General features: G+C 60.2%; 15 protein-coding genes. 5 read left to right on the top strand and 10 right to left on the bottom strand.

All coding sequences use genetic code 11. The features are described 5' to 3' along the window. Positions 1–62 precede the first annotated feature (62 nt). The 7 genes from rfbA to VB672_RS02805 all read right to left on the bottom strand — a co-directional run bounded on the left by rfbA (position 63) and on the right by VB672_RS02805 (position 8,038). Complete coding sequence (rfbA, locus tag VB672_RS02775) at positions 63–926, bottom strand: glucose-1-phosphate thymidylyltransferase RfbA (RefSeq protein WP_329782973.1); 864 nt, start codon at positions 924–926, stop codon at positions 63–65. Between the two features lie 60 nt (positions 927–986). Continuing rightward, the gene (gene rfbC / locus VB672_RS02780; RefSeq protein WP_329782644.1) at positions 987–1,544 is read right to left on the bottom strand and encodes a dTDP-4-dehydrorhamnose 3,5-epimerase; all 558 of its coding nucleotides are present in this window, start codon (positions 1,542–1,544) and stop codon (positions 987–989) included. 77 nt (positions 1,545–1,621) lie between these two features. After that, positions 1,622–2,683, bottom strand: coding sequence for a dTDP-glucose 4,6-dehydratase (rfbB, locus tag VB672_RS02785; protein ID WP_329782645.1), 1,062 nt, complete (start codon positions 2,681–2,683; stop codon positions 1,622–1,624). A gap of 163 nt (positions 2,684–2,846) precedes the next feature. Further along, positions 2,847–4,886, bottom strand: coding sequence for a glycosyltransferase domain-containing protein (locus VB672_RS02790; protein ID WP_329782646.1), 2,040 nt, complete (start codon positions 4,884–4,886; stop codon positions 2,847–2,849). 135 nt (positions 4,887–5,021) lie between these two features. Continuing rightward, a complete protein-coding gene (locus VB672_RS02795; RefSeq protein ID WP_329782647.1) occupies positions 5,022–5,789 on the bottom strand; it encodes an ABC transporter ATP-binding protein in 768 nt (255 codons plus the stop codon). Positions 5,790–5,798: 9 nt separating this feature from the next. Further along, positions 5,799–6,605 (bottom strand): ABC transporter permease, encoded by an 807-nt coding sequence (locus tag VB672_RS02800; RefSeq protein WP_329782648.1) that lies wholly within the window; start codon positions 6,603–6,605, stop codon positions 5,799–5,801. A 125-nt stretch (positions 6,606–6,730) separates the two neighbouring features. Further along, positions 6,731–8,038 (bottom strand): nucleotide sugar dehydrogenase, encoded by a 1,308-nt coding sequence (locus VB672_RS02805; protein WP_329782649.1) that lies wholly within the window; start codon positions 8,036–8,038, stop codon positions 6,731–6,733. A 447-nt stretch (positions 8,039–8,485) separates the two neighbouring features. On the opposite strand from VB672_RS02805, the gene VB672_RS02810 reads away from it, so the two are divergent. Then, positions 8,486–9,379: a glycosyltransferase family 2 protein gene (locus VB672_RS02810; protein WP_329782650.1), complete on the top strand. Its 894-nt coding sequence runs from the start codon at positions 8,486–8,488 to the stop codon at positions 9,377–9,379. Here the strand turns inward: VB672_RS02810 and VB672_RS02815 are convergent. The 3 genes from VB672_RS02815 to VB672_RS02825 form a co-directional block, all read right to left on the bottom strand. After that, on the bottom strand, positions 9,359–10,828 hold the full coding sequence (locus tag VB672_RS02815; protein ID WP_442931905.1) for a phosphomannomutase: 1,470 nt from the start codon (positions 10,826–10,828) through the stop codon (positions 9,359–9,361). The genes VB672_RS02810 and VB672_RS02815 overlap by 21 nt on opposite strands. Before the next feature lie 235 nt (positions 10,829–11,063). Then, positions 11,064–12,062 (bottom strand): Gfo/Idh/MocA family protein, encoded by a 999-nt coding sequence (locus tag VB672_RS02820; protein WP_329782652.1) that lies wholly within the window; start codon positions 12,060–12,062, stop codon positions 11,064–11,066. Between the two features lie 43 nt (positions 12,063–12,105). Further along, a complete protein-coding gene (locus tag VB672_RS02825; RefSeq protein ID WP_329782653.1) occupies positions 12,106–13,152 on the bottom strand; it encodes a LacI family DNA-binding transcriptional regulator in 1,047 nt (348 codons plus the stop codon). Between the two features lie 182 nt (positions 13,153–13,334). Here VB672_RS02825 and VB672_RS02830 point away from each other — a divergent pair, with 182 nt between their 5' ends. From VB672_RS02830 to VB672_RS02845, 4 genes are all read left to right on the top strand, one after another. Beyond that, on the top strand, positions 13,335–14,573 hold the full coding sequence (locus VB672_RS02830) for an ABC transporter substrate-binding protein (RefSeq protein WP_329782654.1): 1,239 nt from the start codon (positions 13,335–13,337) through the stop codon (positions 14,571–14,573). A 143-nt stretch (positions 14,574–14,716) separates the two neighbouring features. After that, positions 14,717–15,589: a carbohydrate ABC transporter permease gene (locus tag VB672_RS02835; RefSeq protein WP_329782655.1), complete on the top strand. Its 873-nt coding sequence runs from the start codon at positions 14,717–14,719 to the stop codon at positions 15,587–15,589. Then, the gene (locus tag VB672_RS02840) at positions 15,586–16,470 is read left to right on the top strand and encodes a carbohydrate ABC transporter permease (RefSeq protein WP_329782656.1); all 885 of its coding nucleotides are present in this window, start codon (positions 15,586–15,588) and stop codon (positions 16,468–16,470) included. Before VB672_RS02835 ends, VB672_RS02840 begins: the two co-directional genes overlap by 4 nt. 3 nt (positions 16,471–16,473) lie before the next feature. Further along, positions 16,474–17,553, top strand: coding sequence for an ABC transporter ATP-binding protein (locus tag VB672_RS02845; protein WP_329782657.1), 1,080 nt, complete (start codon positions 16,474–16,476; stop codon positions 17,551–17,553). Positions 17,554–17,602: the final 49 nt, after the last annotated feature.

A 17,602-nucleotide genomic window follows, 5' to 3' on the forward strand; every position in this document is an offset into this window, starting at 1 on the left:
CTCTGTATCCTTATGCACTTGCCTGCGCCCTAATCTTGAGAAACTTTAATGGTCGATATGGATTACTCTGCGAGCCGCAACAGGTACTGTCCATAAGAGCTCTTTGAGAGCTTACTTCCCTGCTCGATCAGATGTTCACGCGAAATCCAACCTGCACTGAAGGCAATCTCCTCCGGACAGGCGATGCGGAAGCCCTGACGCTTCTCGAGAGCACGGACGAACTCGGCGGCCTCGACGAGACTGTCTGGTGTGCCGGTATCGAGCCATGCATAACCGCGCCCCATCAGCTCGACCTGGAGCTGGCCCTTTTCCAGATAGACGCGGTTGACATCAGTGATCTCAAGTTCGCCTCGAGTGGAGGGCTTGAGGCCTGCAGCAATGTCGACGACTTGGTGATCGTAGAAATACAGACCTGTCACAGCCCAATTTGACTGGGGGTGTGTCGGCTTCTCCTCGATGGAGATCGCTCGCCCGTTGCGGTCGAACTCGACGACGCCGTAACGTTCAGGATCTGTCACATGATACGCGAATACCGAAGCGCCGGACGTGCGGCTCGCCGCGGAACGCAGCAGCTCCGTTAGACCATGACCGTAATAGACGTTGTCGCCGAGGATCAACACAGAGGGACCACCTGCCACGAAGTCCGCTCCAATGATGTAGGCTTGCGCGAGGCCTTCGGGCTTGGGCTGCTCGACATAGGATAGACGAATGCCCCACTGCTCACCGCTTCCGAGAAGCTGCCGGAAGCGCGGGAGGTCATCCGGAGTCGAGATGATGAGAATATCGCGAATTCCGGCCAACATGAGCGTGGTCAGCGGATAATAGATCATCGGCTTGTCATAGATGGGAAGCAGCTGCTTCGACGTCACATACGTCATCGGATGCAATCGCGTTCCGCTGCCACCCGCCAGTATGATGCCCTTCATCACTTCATCTCCTTGGATGCCGGGGCCCGTCCGCAAGGAGCCCCAAGTCCAATCATCATCCTATGGAAAATATGCCGCCAGTTCAGCAAGCAGCGGCTGCTTCTTATCCTTGTCCGACAGCATCGCATCGGCCGGCGCGACCGGCCACTCGATCCCGAGCGCCGGATCATTCCAACGCAGCCCATGGTCATGCGCCGCAGAGTAATACCCGGAGACCTTGTAAACGATCTCCGTATTAGGTTCGAGCGTGCAGAAGCCGTGAGCAAAGCCGACCGGGACGAGAAGCTGCAAACCATTCTCAGCTGAGAGTTCCACCGAAACATGCTTGCCGAAGGTCGGCGATGACCGTCGGATATCGACTGCGACATCGAGGATTCGGCCGCGGACAACCCGGATGAGCTTGGCCTGCGCGAACGGCTCGCTCTGGAAATGCAGTCCCCGGACCGTGCCAGCGATGGCCGATAGAGAGTGGTTGTCCTGCACGAATTCGATGTCGATCCCCGCTTCGGCAAAGCGCTGCCGGTTGTAGGTTTCCGAAAAGAAGCCGCGCTGGTCACCGATGCGCTGCGGATTGACAATCTTCACATCCGCCAACGCCGTTGGCTCCACTTTCAGCACCCCGTCACTCCCTTCCTATGTTGTCCTCTTGAACTCTAGGCTCAATCAAGCTCGTCCTCTGAACAGTGAGCCTGAGCTTAGACAGCAATCCCAAGCCGTTCGCCCTGATACACACCGGAGCGCACCCGCTCCCACCAAGCCCGATTGTCGAGATACCAGGCAACGGTCTTCCGCAGGCCGGTCTCGAAGGTCTCGGCCGGGCGCCATCCCAGTTCACGCTCGATCTTGCTGGCATCAATGGCGTAGCGCAGATCGTGGCCGGGCCGGTCGGTCACGTAGGAGATGAGCTTTTCCCGCGGTCCGATCGCGTTGCTCGGCGCCATCTCGTCTACGAGCTGGCAGATGGAGCGAACGACATCGATATTCGTCCGCTCGTTCCAGCCGCCGATGTTGTAGTTCTCGCCCACCCTACCCTTCTCGGCGACAAGGATCAGCGCCTCCGCATGGTCCTCGACGTAGAGCCAGTCGCGCACATTCTCGCCCTTGCCATAGACCGGCAGCGGCTTGCCCTCGAGCGCGTTCAGGATCATGAGGGGAATGAGCTTTTCGGGGAAATGGTACGGCCCATAGTTGTTGGAGCAGTTAGTGATCAGCGTCGGCAGGCCATAGGTGTGGTGCCAGGCGCGCACGAAATGGTCCGATGCGGCCTTGGAGGCCGAGTAAGGCGAGTTGGGCTGGTACGGGTATTCCTCGTGGAAGAAACCCTCCTCACCCAGGGAGCCGAAAACCTCATCGGTCGAGATGTGATGGAACCGAAAAGCGTCGCGGCGGGCAGCATCCAGCTTGTTCCAGTAGGTCAGGGCCGCTTGCAGCAGCGTGAAGGTGCCGACGACATTCGTCTGGACGAACTCCCCCGGCCCGTCGATCGAGCGGTCGACATGGCTTTCGGCAGCAAGATGCATGATCACGTCCGGCTGGTACTCGCCGATCACGGTCTGCATCTGCCGGGCGTCAGCGATATCAGCGCGCACGAAACGATAACGATCGCTGTTGGCAACGGGATTAAGGGAGTCGAGGTTGCCCGCATAGGTGAGTTTGTCGACGACGAGGACCTGATGCCGCGTGTCGGAAATCAGCTTTCGAACGACCGCCGAGCCGATAAATCCGGCACCTCCCGTGACCAAATATTTCTTTGCCATAACGTTGCCCTTGTTCATCCCGTTACGGAACATGCCTCGCCATCCGGCTCAGGCGCCCCACTTTCACTATCTCGGGCTGGGTACTAGCCTATAATGGTAATATCGTCCACGGCTTCCGACGTGGCCCCAGCTCAAGGGGCAATAAGCCACATTACGGCGGTGTTCAACTATAGGTAGAGGATTCAGACTTTGATCCTCCACCCGGCGATGACTGGAGATGGCGCTCGGCCTCCTTGCGCGTCCGCTCTAGTAGCGGATGCTCCTCGACCTGACGGTAAGCCGCCAAGATCCGGTCCGCGCCGTAGAGATCCCGCAGGCGCTTCCAGGCTTCGGCCATGTGCACCACCCGCTTTTCCTCATCGATGCTCCTCGACTTGCGATGATAGACGAAAGTGTTTGTCGCAACGGCAAGTTCAAAGCCGGCGGCAAGGGCTCGGAAGCAATAGTCGTTTTCTTCGCCGTAGAAGAGTTTGAAGTTCTCATCGTCAAAGAACCCGATGCTCTCGATGACCTCTTTCTTAATGCCGAAGCAGAAGCCATGGACCAGCGGCACGCGGGGCACGAGATCCGCATCGCTCCAGGTCTCGCAGGCGAGGTCGAGATCGGAAGGTGCGACACCCGGCGGCAGCAGGTTGATGGCCGTGTTCTTGCCTTTGGCCTTGATCCGGGGAATGGATTGCGCCCCAGCGGCATTCGAGAGCGGGCCCACGATGCCGATCCTGTCGCTCCGGCTCGCTGCATCGAGAAGTTTCAAGGCCCAATTCGGGCTGACAATGGTGTCGCTGTTCAGGAGAATGCGAAAGGGCGCGGTTCCGGCGGCAAGACCGCGATTGGCCGAGCGCGTATAGCCCAGGTTCTCGTCGTTCTCGATGAGGCTGACCTGATCCCTGCCCTTCGCGAATTCGCGTAAATAGGAGGTCACCCCCCCATCCGATCGATCATTGACGATGATGATCCTGTGGCTCGGCAGCAGGCACATCCACGCCGCCTCCAGACAGAGGCGGACATCCTCCAGAGCGTTGTGAACGCATACAATGACATCGATGGGAGCATCGGCCAGTGCTGCCAGCCGCTGGTTCTTGACCTCAACGAACGGAAGGACAGCCATTGGATCGCGAACGGATCCGAGTTGCCGGAGAGCATCTGGAATCGTTAGGGATCGTGCAAGACTGTGCCGGAAATATGCGAAATCTTCATGGTCTCTTACGGAAAACCCTTGGGGCAGCAGCGAAACGATGCTGAGATTCGGATATCGATAGTTCACCCAGGCCAGGCCAAGCTGGTCCCGGCGACTGTAACGGTCGATCTGCTGCCACCAGAGGTGAAGCGCATCGCCGGTCTCCCGCTTCCGCAGAGGAACGATCATGAAGCCGGTTTCGAACAGCGGCTGCTTCAAGGGCAACCCGCCCTTCCGGTATTCTTCAACCTGTCGGTCGATGAGCTTCAGGTTATCCTTCTTGAGACGCTTGCAGGCCTCGGCTTCGTCATAGAAGCAGGCGCGATGCGGGTGCGAGATCAAGCCGAGATCGGCGTTCTGGCGCTCCACCAACTCGACATAAGGACGAATATTCCCTTTCAGGATAATATTGGCGTCAAGCCACACCGCGATGTCATGGGTCGGAAAAAGTTCGTGCGGATGGGTTTTGACCCAGCGGGCAATCCTCGTCGGATCGGGATGGTAATACGGCGCGGTGCGCATCTGCCAGACCCCGTAATCATTGCGCGGACGATCCGTGAAGCAGACGTAGTCGATAACTGGATCGATGCAATCCGGGAGAAGCAGATTGTCATATTCCCCGAAGATGGCCGTATAGAAGACGACCCGCCGCCGGCCTGAATAGTTGCGGTAAGCCGATATCTGCACTGCGATCTCGGAGCTCACCTCCCAATGATTGTCGAACAGGGCTTGCCCGGCCCGCCTCGGCAGGTTGACCGCCAAGACATCTTTTGTTCGATCAAGAACGCGCTGCATCCTAGCCGCCACCCCGGGAAGACGCCGCGCCAGCGCACGCAAAGGACTCGTCACTGTCCAGGACAGGGAACCTCGTAGCCCATTGATCTCCGTTCGCAGCTCGCGGATCGTGGCGTTAAGCTCGTCGATCTCCTGCCGTTGTCTTTGAACTTGCTCCTGCAGGGAGACGGCGTCCGTTACAGCGCCGTCATCAGTGGCGCGGGATGTGGAATGCAGAGCATCCTGGGTCATCTGTTCGAGACCTTGCCGCTCAAAACCCGCGAGCAGATCCAGCAAGAGCTTGAGCTTTGTGAAGCCGAGATGAGCGAGCTGTTTGCACCAGCTCCCATGCCCTTCACTCTCTCACCTCCGGCCTGCATGACAGGATCACCCGTCCTTAGCATCGGCATTTGTGGAGGCGGTGTAGGCTTCGATGACATCATCAATAGGCCCGAATGCTTTGATCCGCCCATGCTCCAGGAGGAGCCCCTTGTTGCAGATTTCCCGCAGCACCCTATTGGAATGGGAAGCCAGTACGAGAAGCTTTGATTCCCGTGCAAAGCTCTCCAGCTTCTCGTTCGCTTTCTTGAAGAAACGGGCATCGCCCGTAGCCACAACCTCGTCCAGCAGCAAAATATCCGTCTCGACGTGAGTCGAGATGGCAAAGGCCAGACGCGCCCGCATGCCGGAGGAATAGGTACGCATGGGTAAATCGAGAAAGTCTCCGAGTTCGCTGAACTCGGCGATGACATCGGCCTTTTTCTTCAACTCGGCCTTGCTCATCCCCAAAAAGAGCCCGCGAAGAAAAATATTGTCGTAGCCGGTCGAATCCATGTCGAGCCCGAACCCAAGGTTCAGGAGTGGCGCGACGCGCCCCTGGATGGTTACCCGACCGTGCGTAGGTGCGTAGAGCCTCGCCATCACACGCAAAAGCGAACTCTTTCCCGCACCGTTATGCCCCAGCAGCGCCAGGCGATCGCCCGGGCCGAGCGTGAGCGACAGTTGGTCGAGGGCACGGACCACCATATGGCCCGCCTGCCCTGACGACAGTTGACCACCGATAGGTTTCTCGTCTGACGACGACCGGCGTCTGTCAGACTTCGAGGCCTGAACCGGAAACTCCAGTGTTACATTGTCTAGCTTAATCAAAGCCATGATCTGTCCTCAAACCCAGAAGGCGATCCGGCGACGCCAATGGGCATAGACCGGCATTGTGATGCCCCACCCGATCAGCGTAATCGCAAGGGTAACAGTCCAGATCAGCGAACTCGGCGCTTGTCCAAGAAGGGGTGCGCGCAGCAGTTCGATGAAGTAGTAGAATGGATTGAAGTCCACGAAGATCGTGCGCAGCCCGCTCACGCTATCCGGATACCAAAGGATCGGCGTCACGAAAAAGGCAAGGCGCATGGCGTTCGGAACCAATTGACCCAGGTCTCTGTAACGCACGTTAACGAGCCCCAGGAGAAGGCCAACCCAAATTCCGTTCAACAAAATCACTGCCATCGCCGGCAGGACGAAGACGATATTCGGAAATGGAGATACGCGAAAAAGACCAAGAACAGCGACATACACAAGCGAATTGAAGCCAAAGATGATCAGGTTTTTCCAGAGGAGCTTGTAAACATAAACTGTCGCTGGAACCGCGATCTCCCGGATGGCGGAGGCATTGCTTACGAAAGCGTCCTTGCCCTCGATCACGAGCGCCTGCAGCAAGGTCCATATCATGTAGCCTGTGACGAGATGTGGGATATAGTCAGACATTGGACGCGCCATGATCCCGCCGTACAGGCCACCGATGCAGGTCGCGACGAAAGCGAGGCTGAGCGTGTTCCAGAATGGTCCGATGCGCGAACGCCGATGACGCGTCTGCACATCCCGCCAACCCAGCGTCATCCACAACTCACGCCAACGCCAGCCGTCGCGAACCTCGCGCAATACCTCCAATATCCCCGAACCGTCGGTTCTCAACATCGCTTCCTTAATCCCGTTTCCCGGCACTTAAACGGTCAAACCGGGACGCCAAACGTCTTCATCTTGAGTTAGCACCCAACACTCAGTCGGTGGCCATGGTCACAGACCTTAGATTTCTTTGCAGCTCACGCCTTCACGACATTGCTTCGGGCACCGAGATACCGTCCACGCGTATCCACGATGAGCTTCGCGTGCTTCTCGATGGTGTCGTAATCGAACCTGTCGTGGTCCGTGGCCAGCAGCACCAGATCGTAGCCGGCCAATGCCTCCGGGGTCAGCTCGACACTTTCGAGATCGAATGAATAACGCCGCATCTTCGGGAACGTCGGGACGTGCGGATCGCTGTAGGCGATCTCCGCTCCTTTCGCCTGAAGCAGCGTCATCAGCTCGACCGATGGCGACTCCCGCATGTCGTCCACATTCTTCTTATAGGCAATCCCAAGGACGAGAATTTTGCTGCCACGGATCGGCTTTTCACGCTCATTGAGAGCATCGGCGATCTTCTCGACGACCCATTCGGGCATCGTGCTGTTGATCTCACCGGCAAGCTCGATGAAGCGCGTGTGCAGGCCGTACTCGCGCGCCTTCCAGGTCAGGTAGAAGGGGTCGATCGGGATGCAGTGGCCGCCGAGGCCCGGACCCGGGTAATAGGGCACGAAGCCGAACGGCTTGGTCGCGGCCGCCCGGATGACCTCGTGGATGTCGATACCCATCCGATCCGCGATGATCTTCATCTCGTTGACGAGGCCGATATTGACCGCGCGATGGATGTTCTCGAGAAGCTTGGTCAGTTCAGCGGCCTGGGTAGAGCTCACCGGAACGACCGTGTTGATCACCTGGCCGTAGAGTGCCAGGCCGACCTCGAGACAGGACGGCGTGGTGCCGCCGCAGACCTTGGGGATGGTGTGCGTGCTGAACTTGGCATTGCCAGGATCCTCGCGCTCCGGCGAGAACACCAGGAAGGCATCCTCGCCCACCGTGAAACCGGCCTTCTCGAGCCGGGGACGGAGCTCCTCTTCAGTAGTGCCGGGATAGGTCGTGCTCTCCAGAGACATGACCTGGCCGACCTTCATGTGCGGCACAAGTGCATCGACCGTGTTCAGTACGTAGCTGAGGTCCGGCTCACGGTATTTGTTGAGGGGCGTCGGAACGCACAGGATCAGCGCGTCGACCTCGCGGGCGCGGGATAGGTCGGAAGTGGGCTCGAACCCGCTCCCGATCGCCTTGGCAACCCCCTCGGAGCCGATATGCTCGATATAGGTCTGTCCCTGCTTCAGGACGTCGACCTTGCTCTGGTCGATGTCGAAGCCGACGACCTTGTATCCGACCTCGGCGTACCGGAGGGACAACGGCAGACCGACATAGCCCAGTCCCACGATACCGATCACAGCGGTTCTATCGTTCAGCTTTTTCAGCAGCGTATCTTTGTGCATCGAAAATCTCGGCTTCAGGCTCGTGGGGAAGCGTGCCCCTTCTATAAGGGCATTGGTCCAGACCGCATACCTCCGGAAAGCGCCATAGTGCCGCGCCTTTCGCAAGGGAAGACCCCTCCAGCCGGCAAGCCTGACCGGAGTTCCTTCGAACGCCGCTATACCTCTTCGGCTCTACTCCAGCAACCCTCGATGCCCTGGCCGTTTCCTGCCGGCTGATCATTCGGAGCAACATAGACCCGGCCGCGTTTAAGAGGTGCATCAACTCCCTGAAAGGCATAGGTATTTTTGCAGCTCACTGAAGTAAACACGCCTCAGGAGATAGTCTCTAATGAACTGAACCACTCCCTGCACATTCCCAAATGAAAGGTCGGGATCCGGCTACCCTGCCTCCGCTTGCCCGCTCCCCGAGATCACATTACTACGGCGCGCCTGATCCAAGGAATCTCCATGCGCATATTGGCCGTTGCGGTGACATATAATCCGGAGCTCGCTCTGCTCGCCCAGGTTCTGGGGTCGGCATTGCCGCAGGTTCAGGACCTTGTAGTGGTCGATAACGGATCAACCAATGCCAAGGACATCCGGCAAGTTGTCACCCAAGCCGGAGGTCAAGTTATTGCCAATGAAAGGAATATCGGCATCGCTGCGGCACAGAACCAAGGCGTCGCCCGAGCTCGAGTGGACGGCTTTACCCATGTTCTGCTGCTGGATCAGGACACGGTCCTTGCCCCAGGGATGGTGGCAGACCTGACGGAGAACCTGACGGCTCTCGAACAAGGGCAAGGGAGAATAGCCGCCATTGGCCCGGCCTATTACGAGCTCAACAGCCAGCGGCAGACGAGAGCCTATCGCGCCGACGGGCTCCGCCTGTCTCGGCTCTCCCTCGCCAACGAGACGCGACCGGTTGCCAGCGACTTCATCATTGCTTCCGGCTCTCTGATACCCCTGTCTGTCCTGGAGGCAGTGGGGACGTTCAAGGAAGACCTCTTCATCGACCTCGTCGACGTCGAATGGTGCTTCCGTGCCCGTACCGCCGGGTACAGAAGCTATCTCTCGCCCACCGCCGCCGTGGAACACCGGCTCGGAAGCGGGACCGTTCAGATCGGGCCGCGCGAGGTTGCCGTCCACGTGCCTGTCCGGAACTACTATTGGGTGAGGAATGCGCTCTGGCTCGCCCGCCAGCCCTATACCCCCCTCGCCTGGCGGATCTATTTCACCAGTCGAAGCCTGGCCTTTCTCGCCACCTATACGACTCTCGTCGACAAGCGGATGCTCCGGCTGCAGCTGATGATCCGCGGCATTCGGGACAGTCTGGCCAGCCGTCTAGGCCCGTTGAACGGTTGAGGCGTGGGCTGCCGCGACCTGCCTCTGCGCGACGGCCAATCCCCATTCGAGCAAACCTTCAGCACGGTCTGCCGTCACCGCTTCCACATAGACGCGCAGCTCCGGCGCATTGCCGGATGGGCGGAAATGCACGACCTCCCCATTGTTCGCCATGATCCGCAGCCCGTCGCGGGAATTGACCTCGGCCACGCCTCCCAAAGGCTCCATCAGATTGGATCGGAACGTCTCATCCTGCTGCAGCTGGGCAACGAACGCCGCACTTTTATCCGTTGCGACGTCTTGCAGACGGTTGCTGGCCGCAGCCTTGAAGGCGAAAGCCGCTCCGATCTCGGCGAGGGGCTTGTTTTGGGCAACGATCTCGCCGAGAGCGCAGATGATGGGCAGCATGGCATCCCGCGTGGGAAGCGCGGCGAGCCGGCGGCCCTCCCGCACGATGTCGGAACCAAGCAGCACGCCGCCATTGGCTTCAAACCCGACAACAGCCTGCGCGCCCGCCCGACCCGCCTCGGCCATCCCTTCAATGACATAAGGTGAGCCGACGCGGGTGCGAAGGACCGCCCGGAAGGCGCCGCACGTCTCAAGGGCGGAGTTGGAGGTCACCGGCGTGACGATTGCATCCGCGCCCAGCGACTTGGCCGTGATCGCCCCGACCAGGTCGCCGCGCAGGAAGAGGCCGCTTGCATCCGAGACCAGAGGCCGGTCCGCGTCGCCGTCCGTCGACACGATGGCATCGAGCCTCTGCTCGGCGGCCCATTGCCCCGCCAGGACCTCGTCCTCTTGGCGCAAGGCCTCCGTGTCGACCGGGATAAAGCTCGTGGCGCGCCCCAGCGGCACCGCCCGAGCGCCCAGGGCTTCGAGCATCTCGACGATCACATCGCGGGCGACCGAGGAGTGCTGGTAGACCCCGACGGTGAGGCCCGTGAGCGCCCCTGCCCCGAAGAACTCCCGATAGCGAGCCTTATAGGCCGCGATCAGGTCGAGATCCGGCGCTCCAGCGCGCATGGCACGGGCCGCCTCTGGCACGGCGGTAATTGCCAGTTTGGCGTGCCAAGCCAGAATGCTGGTCTCGTCCTTCTTGTCGATCTCGCCTTGAGCCCGGTAGAATTTCAGCCCGTTGCGGTCCTCCGGGATGTGGCTTCCGGTGACCATGATCGCCGGAATGCCGAATCGCATCCCATGATAGGCGAGCGCCGGGGTTGGAAGAGCGCCGCAATCGAGCGGCACAAGCCCGGCTTCCTGCAGAGCCGCGCAGCAGAGCTGGGCAATGCTCGGGCTGCTCTCGCGCAGATCCCGCCCGACCAGCACGACATTCCGGGATGCCGCGACGGAACCGTCTTCCTTGAGCATCTCGGCGAAAGCGCGGGTATAGGCGAAAGCCGGAACGCCGTTCAGTTCGACGACGAGCCCCCGCAACCCGCTCGTGCCGAACTTCAGGGACGAGGGGACGATTGCCGGATTCATGACCATCAGGATCTGCCTGTCTCTAATCTGGATGCTTAACGCAGCTCGACATCAAAAACCGGCGTTTTCCGACATTTGACTATGAGAATAATTTCGAGCACAGCGCCACAAGTCAACGCACCCAGGCGGCTCGGACGGGTCACCCGGATGGATGAGACAGTTATACGAGTTACCGCAAAGGCATTGCAGGCTTAAGCCTTCAGGCTACACGCAAGACTTGATCCTAGATCTTTTCCCAAGCCGCAGACGCTTCCGACCGTCGTAAGGCATCCAGGACCCGCATGTTCAGGATGGCGTCCTCCAATCCGTAGTCGAGAGACGCAGCGCCCCGAACCGCTCGGCTGAAGGCCTCACCCTGGAGCCCGTACTGATCGACAACCGGAAGCTCGATGGCTCGGGCGGAGCGATCACCATGCAGGCTACCGTCGTCGACAAAGATGCGAGTCGGACTGTCGGGCGGCGCATTGAAGGGAATTTCGATCTCGATTCGTCCCTTCGTTCCGAGGATCTGGACCCGCTGATAGGGCACGGACTGGGTCGAAACCGTGAAGGCGAGTTGCCGTCCCGCGCCGAAATCCATGAGCGCGCTGGTGGTGCGGTCGACGCCGAATGCCGGATCGCGATCCACGAGCGTGACGACACGTTGGGGCTCGGCTTCGAAAATATACCGGCCTGAGACGACGGCATAGCAGCCGATGTCGAGGAGCCCACCACCGCCGATATCGGCTCTGTTGCGGATGTTACCCGGATCGACGTTGAAGTATGAAAAGATGACCTGAATGGAGCGCAGCTCTCCGATATCGCCGCTCTGCATCAGTTCACGGACGCGATGCCATTGCGGATGGTGGCGGACCATGAAGGCCTCCGCGATCAGAACCTTCGATGCACCCTGCCTGAGTTGCTCCGCCTCGGCGGCCGTGATGGCAATCGGTTTCTCGCACAGGACATGCTTGCCCGCGGCAGCGGCCGCCAAGGTCATCGGCACATGCAGATGATTGGGAAGCGGATTGTAGATCGCCTCGATCTCTGGATCGGCGAGCAGATCCTCGTAGGAGCCGTGGGCCTTCGGAATCCCCAATTCCGTTGCCATATCGCGAGCGGATGCTTCATTCCGCGATGCAACGGCAACCACATTGCAGAGCGGGCTTTTCATCATTCCTGGAACAACCTTCACTCGGCCAATCTTCGCCGTACTCAAGATCCCCCAACGGACCGGCTGCATGGCATCCTCCTCAAGTTCTGATATCTATCGATGGGCTGCGGCATCAGATGGTGGACCGCCGCAGAGATCTGTAATCCTTGTGCAGAACCGGTCCGGTCGTGTCGCGCTCCAACAACGTCAGAGGCAATCGGACATCCCAGTCCTCGGGTTTCATTTGGTTCCGGATCAGCTTCATCAGAACGTCGGCCCCTGCACGCCCCAACTCATGCAGGGGCTGCCGAAACGTGGTGAGCGTCGGCTCCGTGTAATCGGCAAACTCGATCCCGTCGAAGCCGATGACCGACACGTCCTGCGGCACGCGGACCCGTTCCTCCCGAACGCGCTTGATGAAGCCGATGGCGCTCTCGTCGCACGCGGCAAAAATCCCCGTGGGGCGATCCTTCATTTTCAGGAAGGATTCGGCAGCGGCAACGCCGGTCGAGAACACGAAGGTCCCCTCCCAGCGGACATAATCGGTGTGACCGAAGCCGGTCGCCTCGATACCCTCCCGAAACCCCTGAAACCGCTCGCGTTCGATGATCGAACTCGGTGTTCCTGAGATGTACCCGAAGCGGCGGTGCCCGAGACCCGCCAGGTACTCGACGGCTCTGCGGCAGGCCTCACGATCCTGAACGACCACATTCGGAATCGTATCGTCCTCGATGGCCGCACAGATGGCAACGATCGGCAGTCCGGACTCCCTCATGTCGCGAGTGCCATTCTCCGGAATGTACCCGGTCAGCAGGAGGATGCCGTCCACCTGTCTGGACAGGGCGAGATCGACGTAGCGAGCCTCGCGCTCTCTGCGATTGTCGAGGTTGCCGATGATGATCCCATAACCCGACTGCGTCAGCTCATCGTCGACCCCCCGGAGGACTTCGGCGAAGACCGGGTTCGTGAGCCGCGGCGCCACCACCAGCACGTTCATGGTGCGCCGGGTGCGCAGCTTCTGTGCCGTGCTGTTGGGGATGTAGCCGCTGTGGCGCACCGCCTCCATCACGAGATCGTGCGTTTTCTGCCTCACCTTGCCTGGTTCCGACAGAACGCGGCTGACGGTCGCCGTCGACACTCCGGCAAGTCGAGCTACATCGGCGATGCGTATCTCTTTCACGGAGCGCCATCTTTTCCGGCTCATGCAGGTTACCTCTGGCCCCTCAGCAAGTTATGTTACCTTCTCTCATAGGCTATAACTTACCTCAACTAGTGTCTTGACTAATTTTGAAAGCGCCTACAACCTATATCGCAAGATGTAATCGATTACAAAAATCGATAAAACGCTTCTGGGAGGAAGCCATGAGCATGAAGACACGCGTTTCCGCGTATACCCTTTCTATTGCCCTTATCTCGAGCACCGCCGCCTATGCTCAGCAGAAGGCCGAGGTTCTCCACTGGTGGACGTCGGCCGGCGAATCCGCATCCGTGAGAGTTTTCGCGGAGCAGTTCACCAAGGCCGGCGGCACCTGGGTCGACAATGCTATTGCCGGCGGCGTCAATGCCCGTACGGCCGGCATCAACCGCATGGTGGGCGGCAATCCCCCGACCATGATGCAGTTCAACACCGGCAAGCAGTTCGACGAGTTGGTCAGCAACGATTTGGTGCGTGACGTCGACCAGCAGGCACAGGCCGGCAAATGGCGGCAGATCATGCCAAAGCCTATTGTCGATGCGACTGTGCGCGAGGGGAAGTTCTTCGCCGTTCCGGTCAATGTTCACGGCCAGAACTGGATGTTCTACAATACGAAGATCTTCGCCGATGCTGGCCTTGAGCCTCCAAAGACCTTCCCTGAGCTGATCGCCAGCGGAGAAAAACTGAAGGCGAAGGGCATCATTCCGCTTGCACTTGGTGGTCAGCCCACCTGGGAGCATAACCTGTTCCGGGCCGTCGTCGTCGGTCATGGCGGAGCCGACATGTTCCGCCAGCTCTACGGCACCCGCAAACCGGATGTGGTGAAGAGCCCCAAGTTCAAGGAAACCGTGGAGATCTTCGGCAAGATGCGCGGCCTCGTCGACCCGGCCAGTCCGGGCCGCAACTGGAACGACGCGACGGCTCTCGTAATCACCAACAAGGCGGCCATGCACTTCAATGGCGATTGGGCCAAGGGTGAATTCATCGCCGCGGGCCAGACGGCCGGCAAGGAGTACGGCTGCACCGTCGTCGGGCAGGAGCCCAAGCTCGTGATTGGCGGAGACGTCTTCGTCTTCCCGGCCACGAAGGACAAGGCGGCACTTGAGACCCAGAACAAGCTGATCCAGGTTCTGCTCGATCCCGCCACCCAGATCGAGTTCAACAAGAAGAAGGGCTCCATTCCGGTCCGGATGGATGTGGACGTGTCGTCCATGGACACCTGCGCTCAGAAGTCTCACTCCATCCTGAGCAATCCGGCCAACCAGGTGGAAAGCATGGAAATTCTGAGCCCTCCGAATTTCTCGGGCGCCATGCAGGACGCAGTCACGCAGTACTGGAACAACCCGAACATGTCGGCTGACGCCTTCATCGAGAAGATCGTCGGCGCCATGCGGGACGCCACCTAAGTTACGCCACCTCGCCCCGGTCACGCCGGGGCGAGGTCTCCATCACTGAGTCTTGGAATACTCTCAATGGAGCCTGACTGGTGGAAACAATCTCGATTCACGCACCCAGTGTCCCTTCGAGCGGCACAAAAGCCCGACGCAGCGTGCGAACGCGCCTGCCCGCAGCCCTTGCCCTCCTGCCGACGGCGCTCGTTGTCCTTGTCGTCTATATCGGCTGCATGCTCTGGACCGTACGGCTCTCGTTCACGAGTTCGACCCTTCTGCCCAAGCTCGACTGGTTCGGCCTGACGCAATACATGCGCCTTTTCGCCAATGACCGGTTTCTCACATCCGCCGAGAACATCGTCATCTTCGGCGCCCTGTTCATCTCGGGCTGCCTGATCATCGGCTTCCTCATGGCCGTGTTCATCGATCAGAACGTACGCGGCGAAGGCCTTTTCCGCACCGTATTTCTCTATCCCTACTCCATGTCCTTCGTGGTCACCGGCGTTGCGTGGCAATGGTTCCTCAATCCGGGATTGGGCCTGCAGAAGCTCGTGCGCGACATGGGCTTCGAGAGCTTCACGTTCGACTGGCTGGTGAACCAGAGGATGGCGATCTACACCATCGTGATCGCAGGCCTCTGGCATGGCTCCGGCCTCACCATGGCGATCATGCTCGCGGGCCTGCGCGGCGTCGACAAGGACTTGTGGAAAGCCGCCAAGGTGGACGGTATTCCGACCTGGCGGGTCTATACCTCCGTCGTTCTGCCGCTTCTGCGTCCCATGGTGGTCACCGCAACCGTGCTGCTCGCGACCGGCGTCGTGAAGCTCTACGACCTCGTCGTCGCCATGACCTTGGGTGGCCCCGGCATCGCCACCGAAGTGCCGGCTAAGTTCGTCATGGATCATCTGTTCGAGCGCAACAACATCGGCCTTGGGACTGCGGCCGCGACCATCATGCTGATCACAGTCGTGATCGTTCTGGCTCCCTGGGTCTATGCCCGCTACGTCCGTCCGCAAGGGAGGCATGCATGAGCACCGCCGTGCCGAAGGGCCGCCGCCCTCGCCATCTCACGGTCGGCCGCATCGGGGTCTATGCCTTCCTGATCACGGCAGCCCTCTTCTTCTTGCTGCCGCTCTGGATCATGGTCGTGACGTCTCTCAAGCCCATGGAAGAGATCCGACTCGGCAACATCCTCGCCCTGCCAGCCGCTATGACCTTCGAGGCCTGGACCAAGGCGTGGTCCTCCGCTTGCACGGGTCTCGAGTGCAATGGCATCAGCGTCGGGTTCTGGAACTCCGTGCGCATCCTGATTCCGTCCGTGATCCTCTCGATCATTGTCGGCGCCATCAACGGCTATGCGCTGTCGTTCTGGCGGGTCAAGGGCGCCAACGTCATGTTCGGCATCCTGCTGCTCGGCGCCTTCATTCCGTACCAGGTGTTTCTCTACCCCCTGGTGCGCGTCTTCTCGATGACGGGGATCTACAACTCGCTCACCTGCATCGTTCTGGTTCACGTCATCTTCGGCCTGCCGACGATGACGCTCCTGTTTCGCAACTATTACGCGGGATTGCCGATCGAGCTGTTCAAGGCGGCTCGTATCGATGGCGGCGGGTTCTGGTCGATCTTCTTCCGGGTGATCCTGCCCATGTCGACACCTATCCTCGTGGTGGCAACCATCCTGCAGGTCACCGGCATCTGGAACGACTTCATCTTCGGGCTCACCTTCGCAGGGCGCGAGAACCTGCCCATGACCGTGCAGCTCAACAACATCGTGAACTCGACGCAGGGCGAGCGCGCCTACAACGTGGACATGGCAGCCACAATGCTCGCGGCACTCGTTCCACTCGTCGTCTACTTCGTCTCCGGACGCTGGTTCGTCCGCGGCATCGCCGCCGGCGCTGTGAAGGGATAAGGCATGTCGACCGTTTCCGTGCGTGATGTGACCGTCGCATTCGAGGCTGTTCAGGTCTTCGACGGCCTTTCCCTCGATATCAGCGAGGGCGAGTTCATCGTCCTGCTGGGGCCGTCGGGCTGCGGCAAGTCCACCCTGCTCAATGCCATCGCGGGCTTGCTCGATGTGGCGGAAGGGCAGATCTGGATCAACGGCAAGAACGTGACCTGGGAGGAGCCCAAGGACCGCGGCATCGCCATGGTGTTCCAGTCCTATGCCCTGTATCCGCGCATGAACGTGCGCGAGAACATGTCCTTCGGACTGAAGATGGCAAAGACGCCGAAGCCCGAGATCGAGAAGCGCGTCGCCAAGGCGGCCGAACTTCTTCAGATCACACCCCTCCTCGACCGGCGCCCGGACCAGCTCTCGGGCGGCCAGCGCCAGCGCGTTGCCATCGGCCGGGCCTTGGTTCGCGATGCCGCCGTCTTCCTGTTCGACGAACCGCTTTCCAACCTCGATGCCAAGCTGAGAAACGAGCTGCGCGTCGAAATCAAGCGGCTGCATGCGAGGCTCGGCAAGACCACCATGGTCTACGTCACGCATGATCAGATCGAGGCGATGACGCTCGCCGACCGCATCGTCGTCATGAAGGAGCAGAAGATCCAGCAGATCGGCACGCCGGACGAGATCTATCACCGGCCCGCCAACCTGTTCGTCGCCGGGTTCGTCGGCTCGCCGCAGATGAACTTCATCAAGGGTCGGATCGAGAACACCGGGGAAGGCCTGAGCTTCCTCGCCGGCGACCGCCGTCTGTCGCTGTCCGCCTATCCGTTCGCAACGGCTCCGTCCGCCGGACAGGAGGTCGTGCTCGGCGTCCGGCCGGAGCATCTGGAGATCGCCGGCAACGGGATATGGCCGGGCTTCAAGGTCGACATCGTCGAGCCTATGGGCGCCGATACCGTCATCTGGTGCAGCGACCCCATCGGCTCGGTCCAGGTCCGCACCACCGGCAGCCGCCGGGCCGCGCCGGGCGAGACCCTGACCCTCCATGTCGAACCCACGCAGGTGTCGCTCTTCTCGGCCGAGACCGGCGAGCGCCTGTGAACGCAGCCACATCGCGACAGACCTCGCCGCGCGGCTTGTCGCGCCTGCC

It is taken from the genome of Microvirga sp. CF3016 (assembly GCF_036314085.1).
Classification (GTDB): Bacteria; Pseudomonadota; Alphaproteobacteria; order Rhizobiales; family Beijerinckiaceae; genus Microvirga.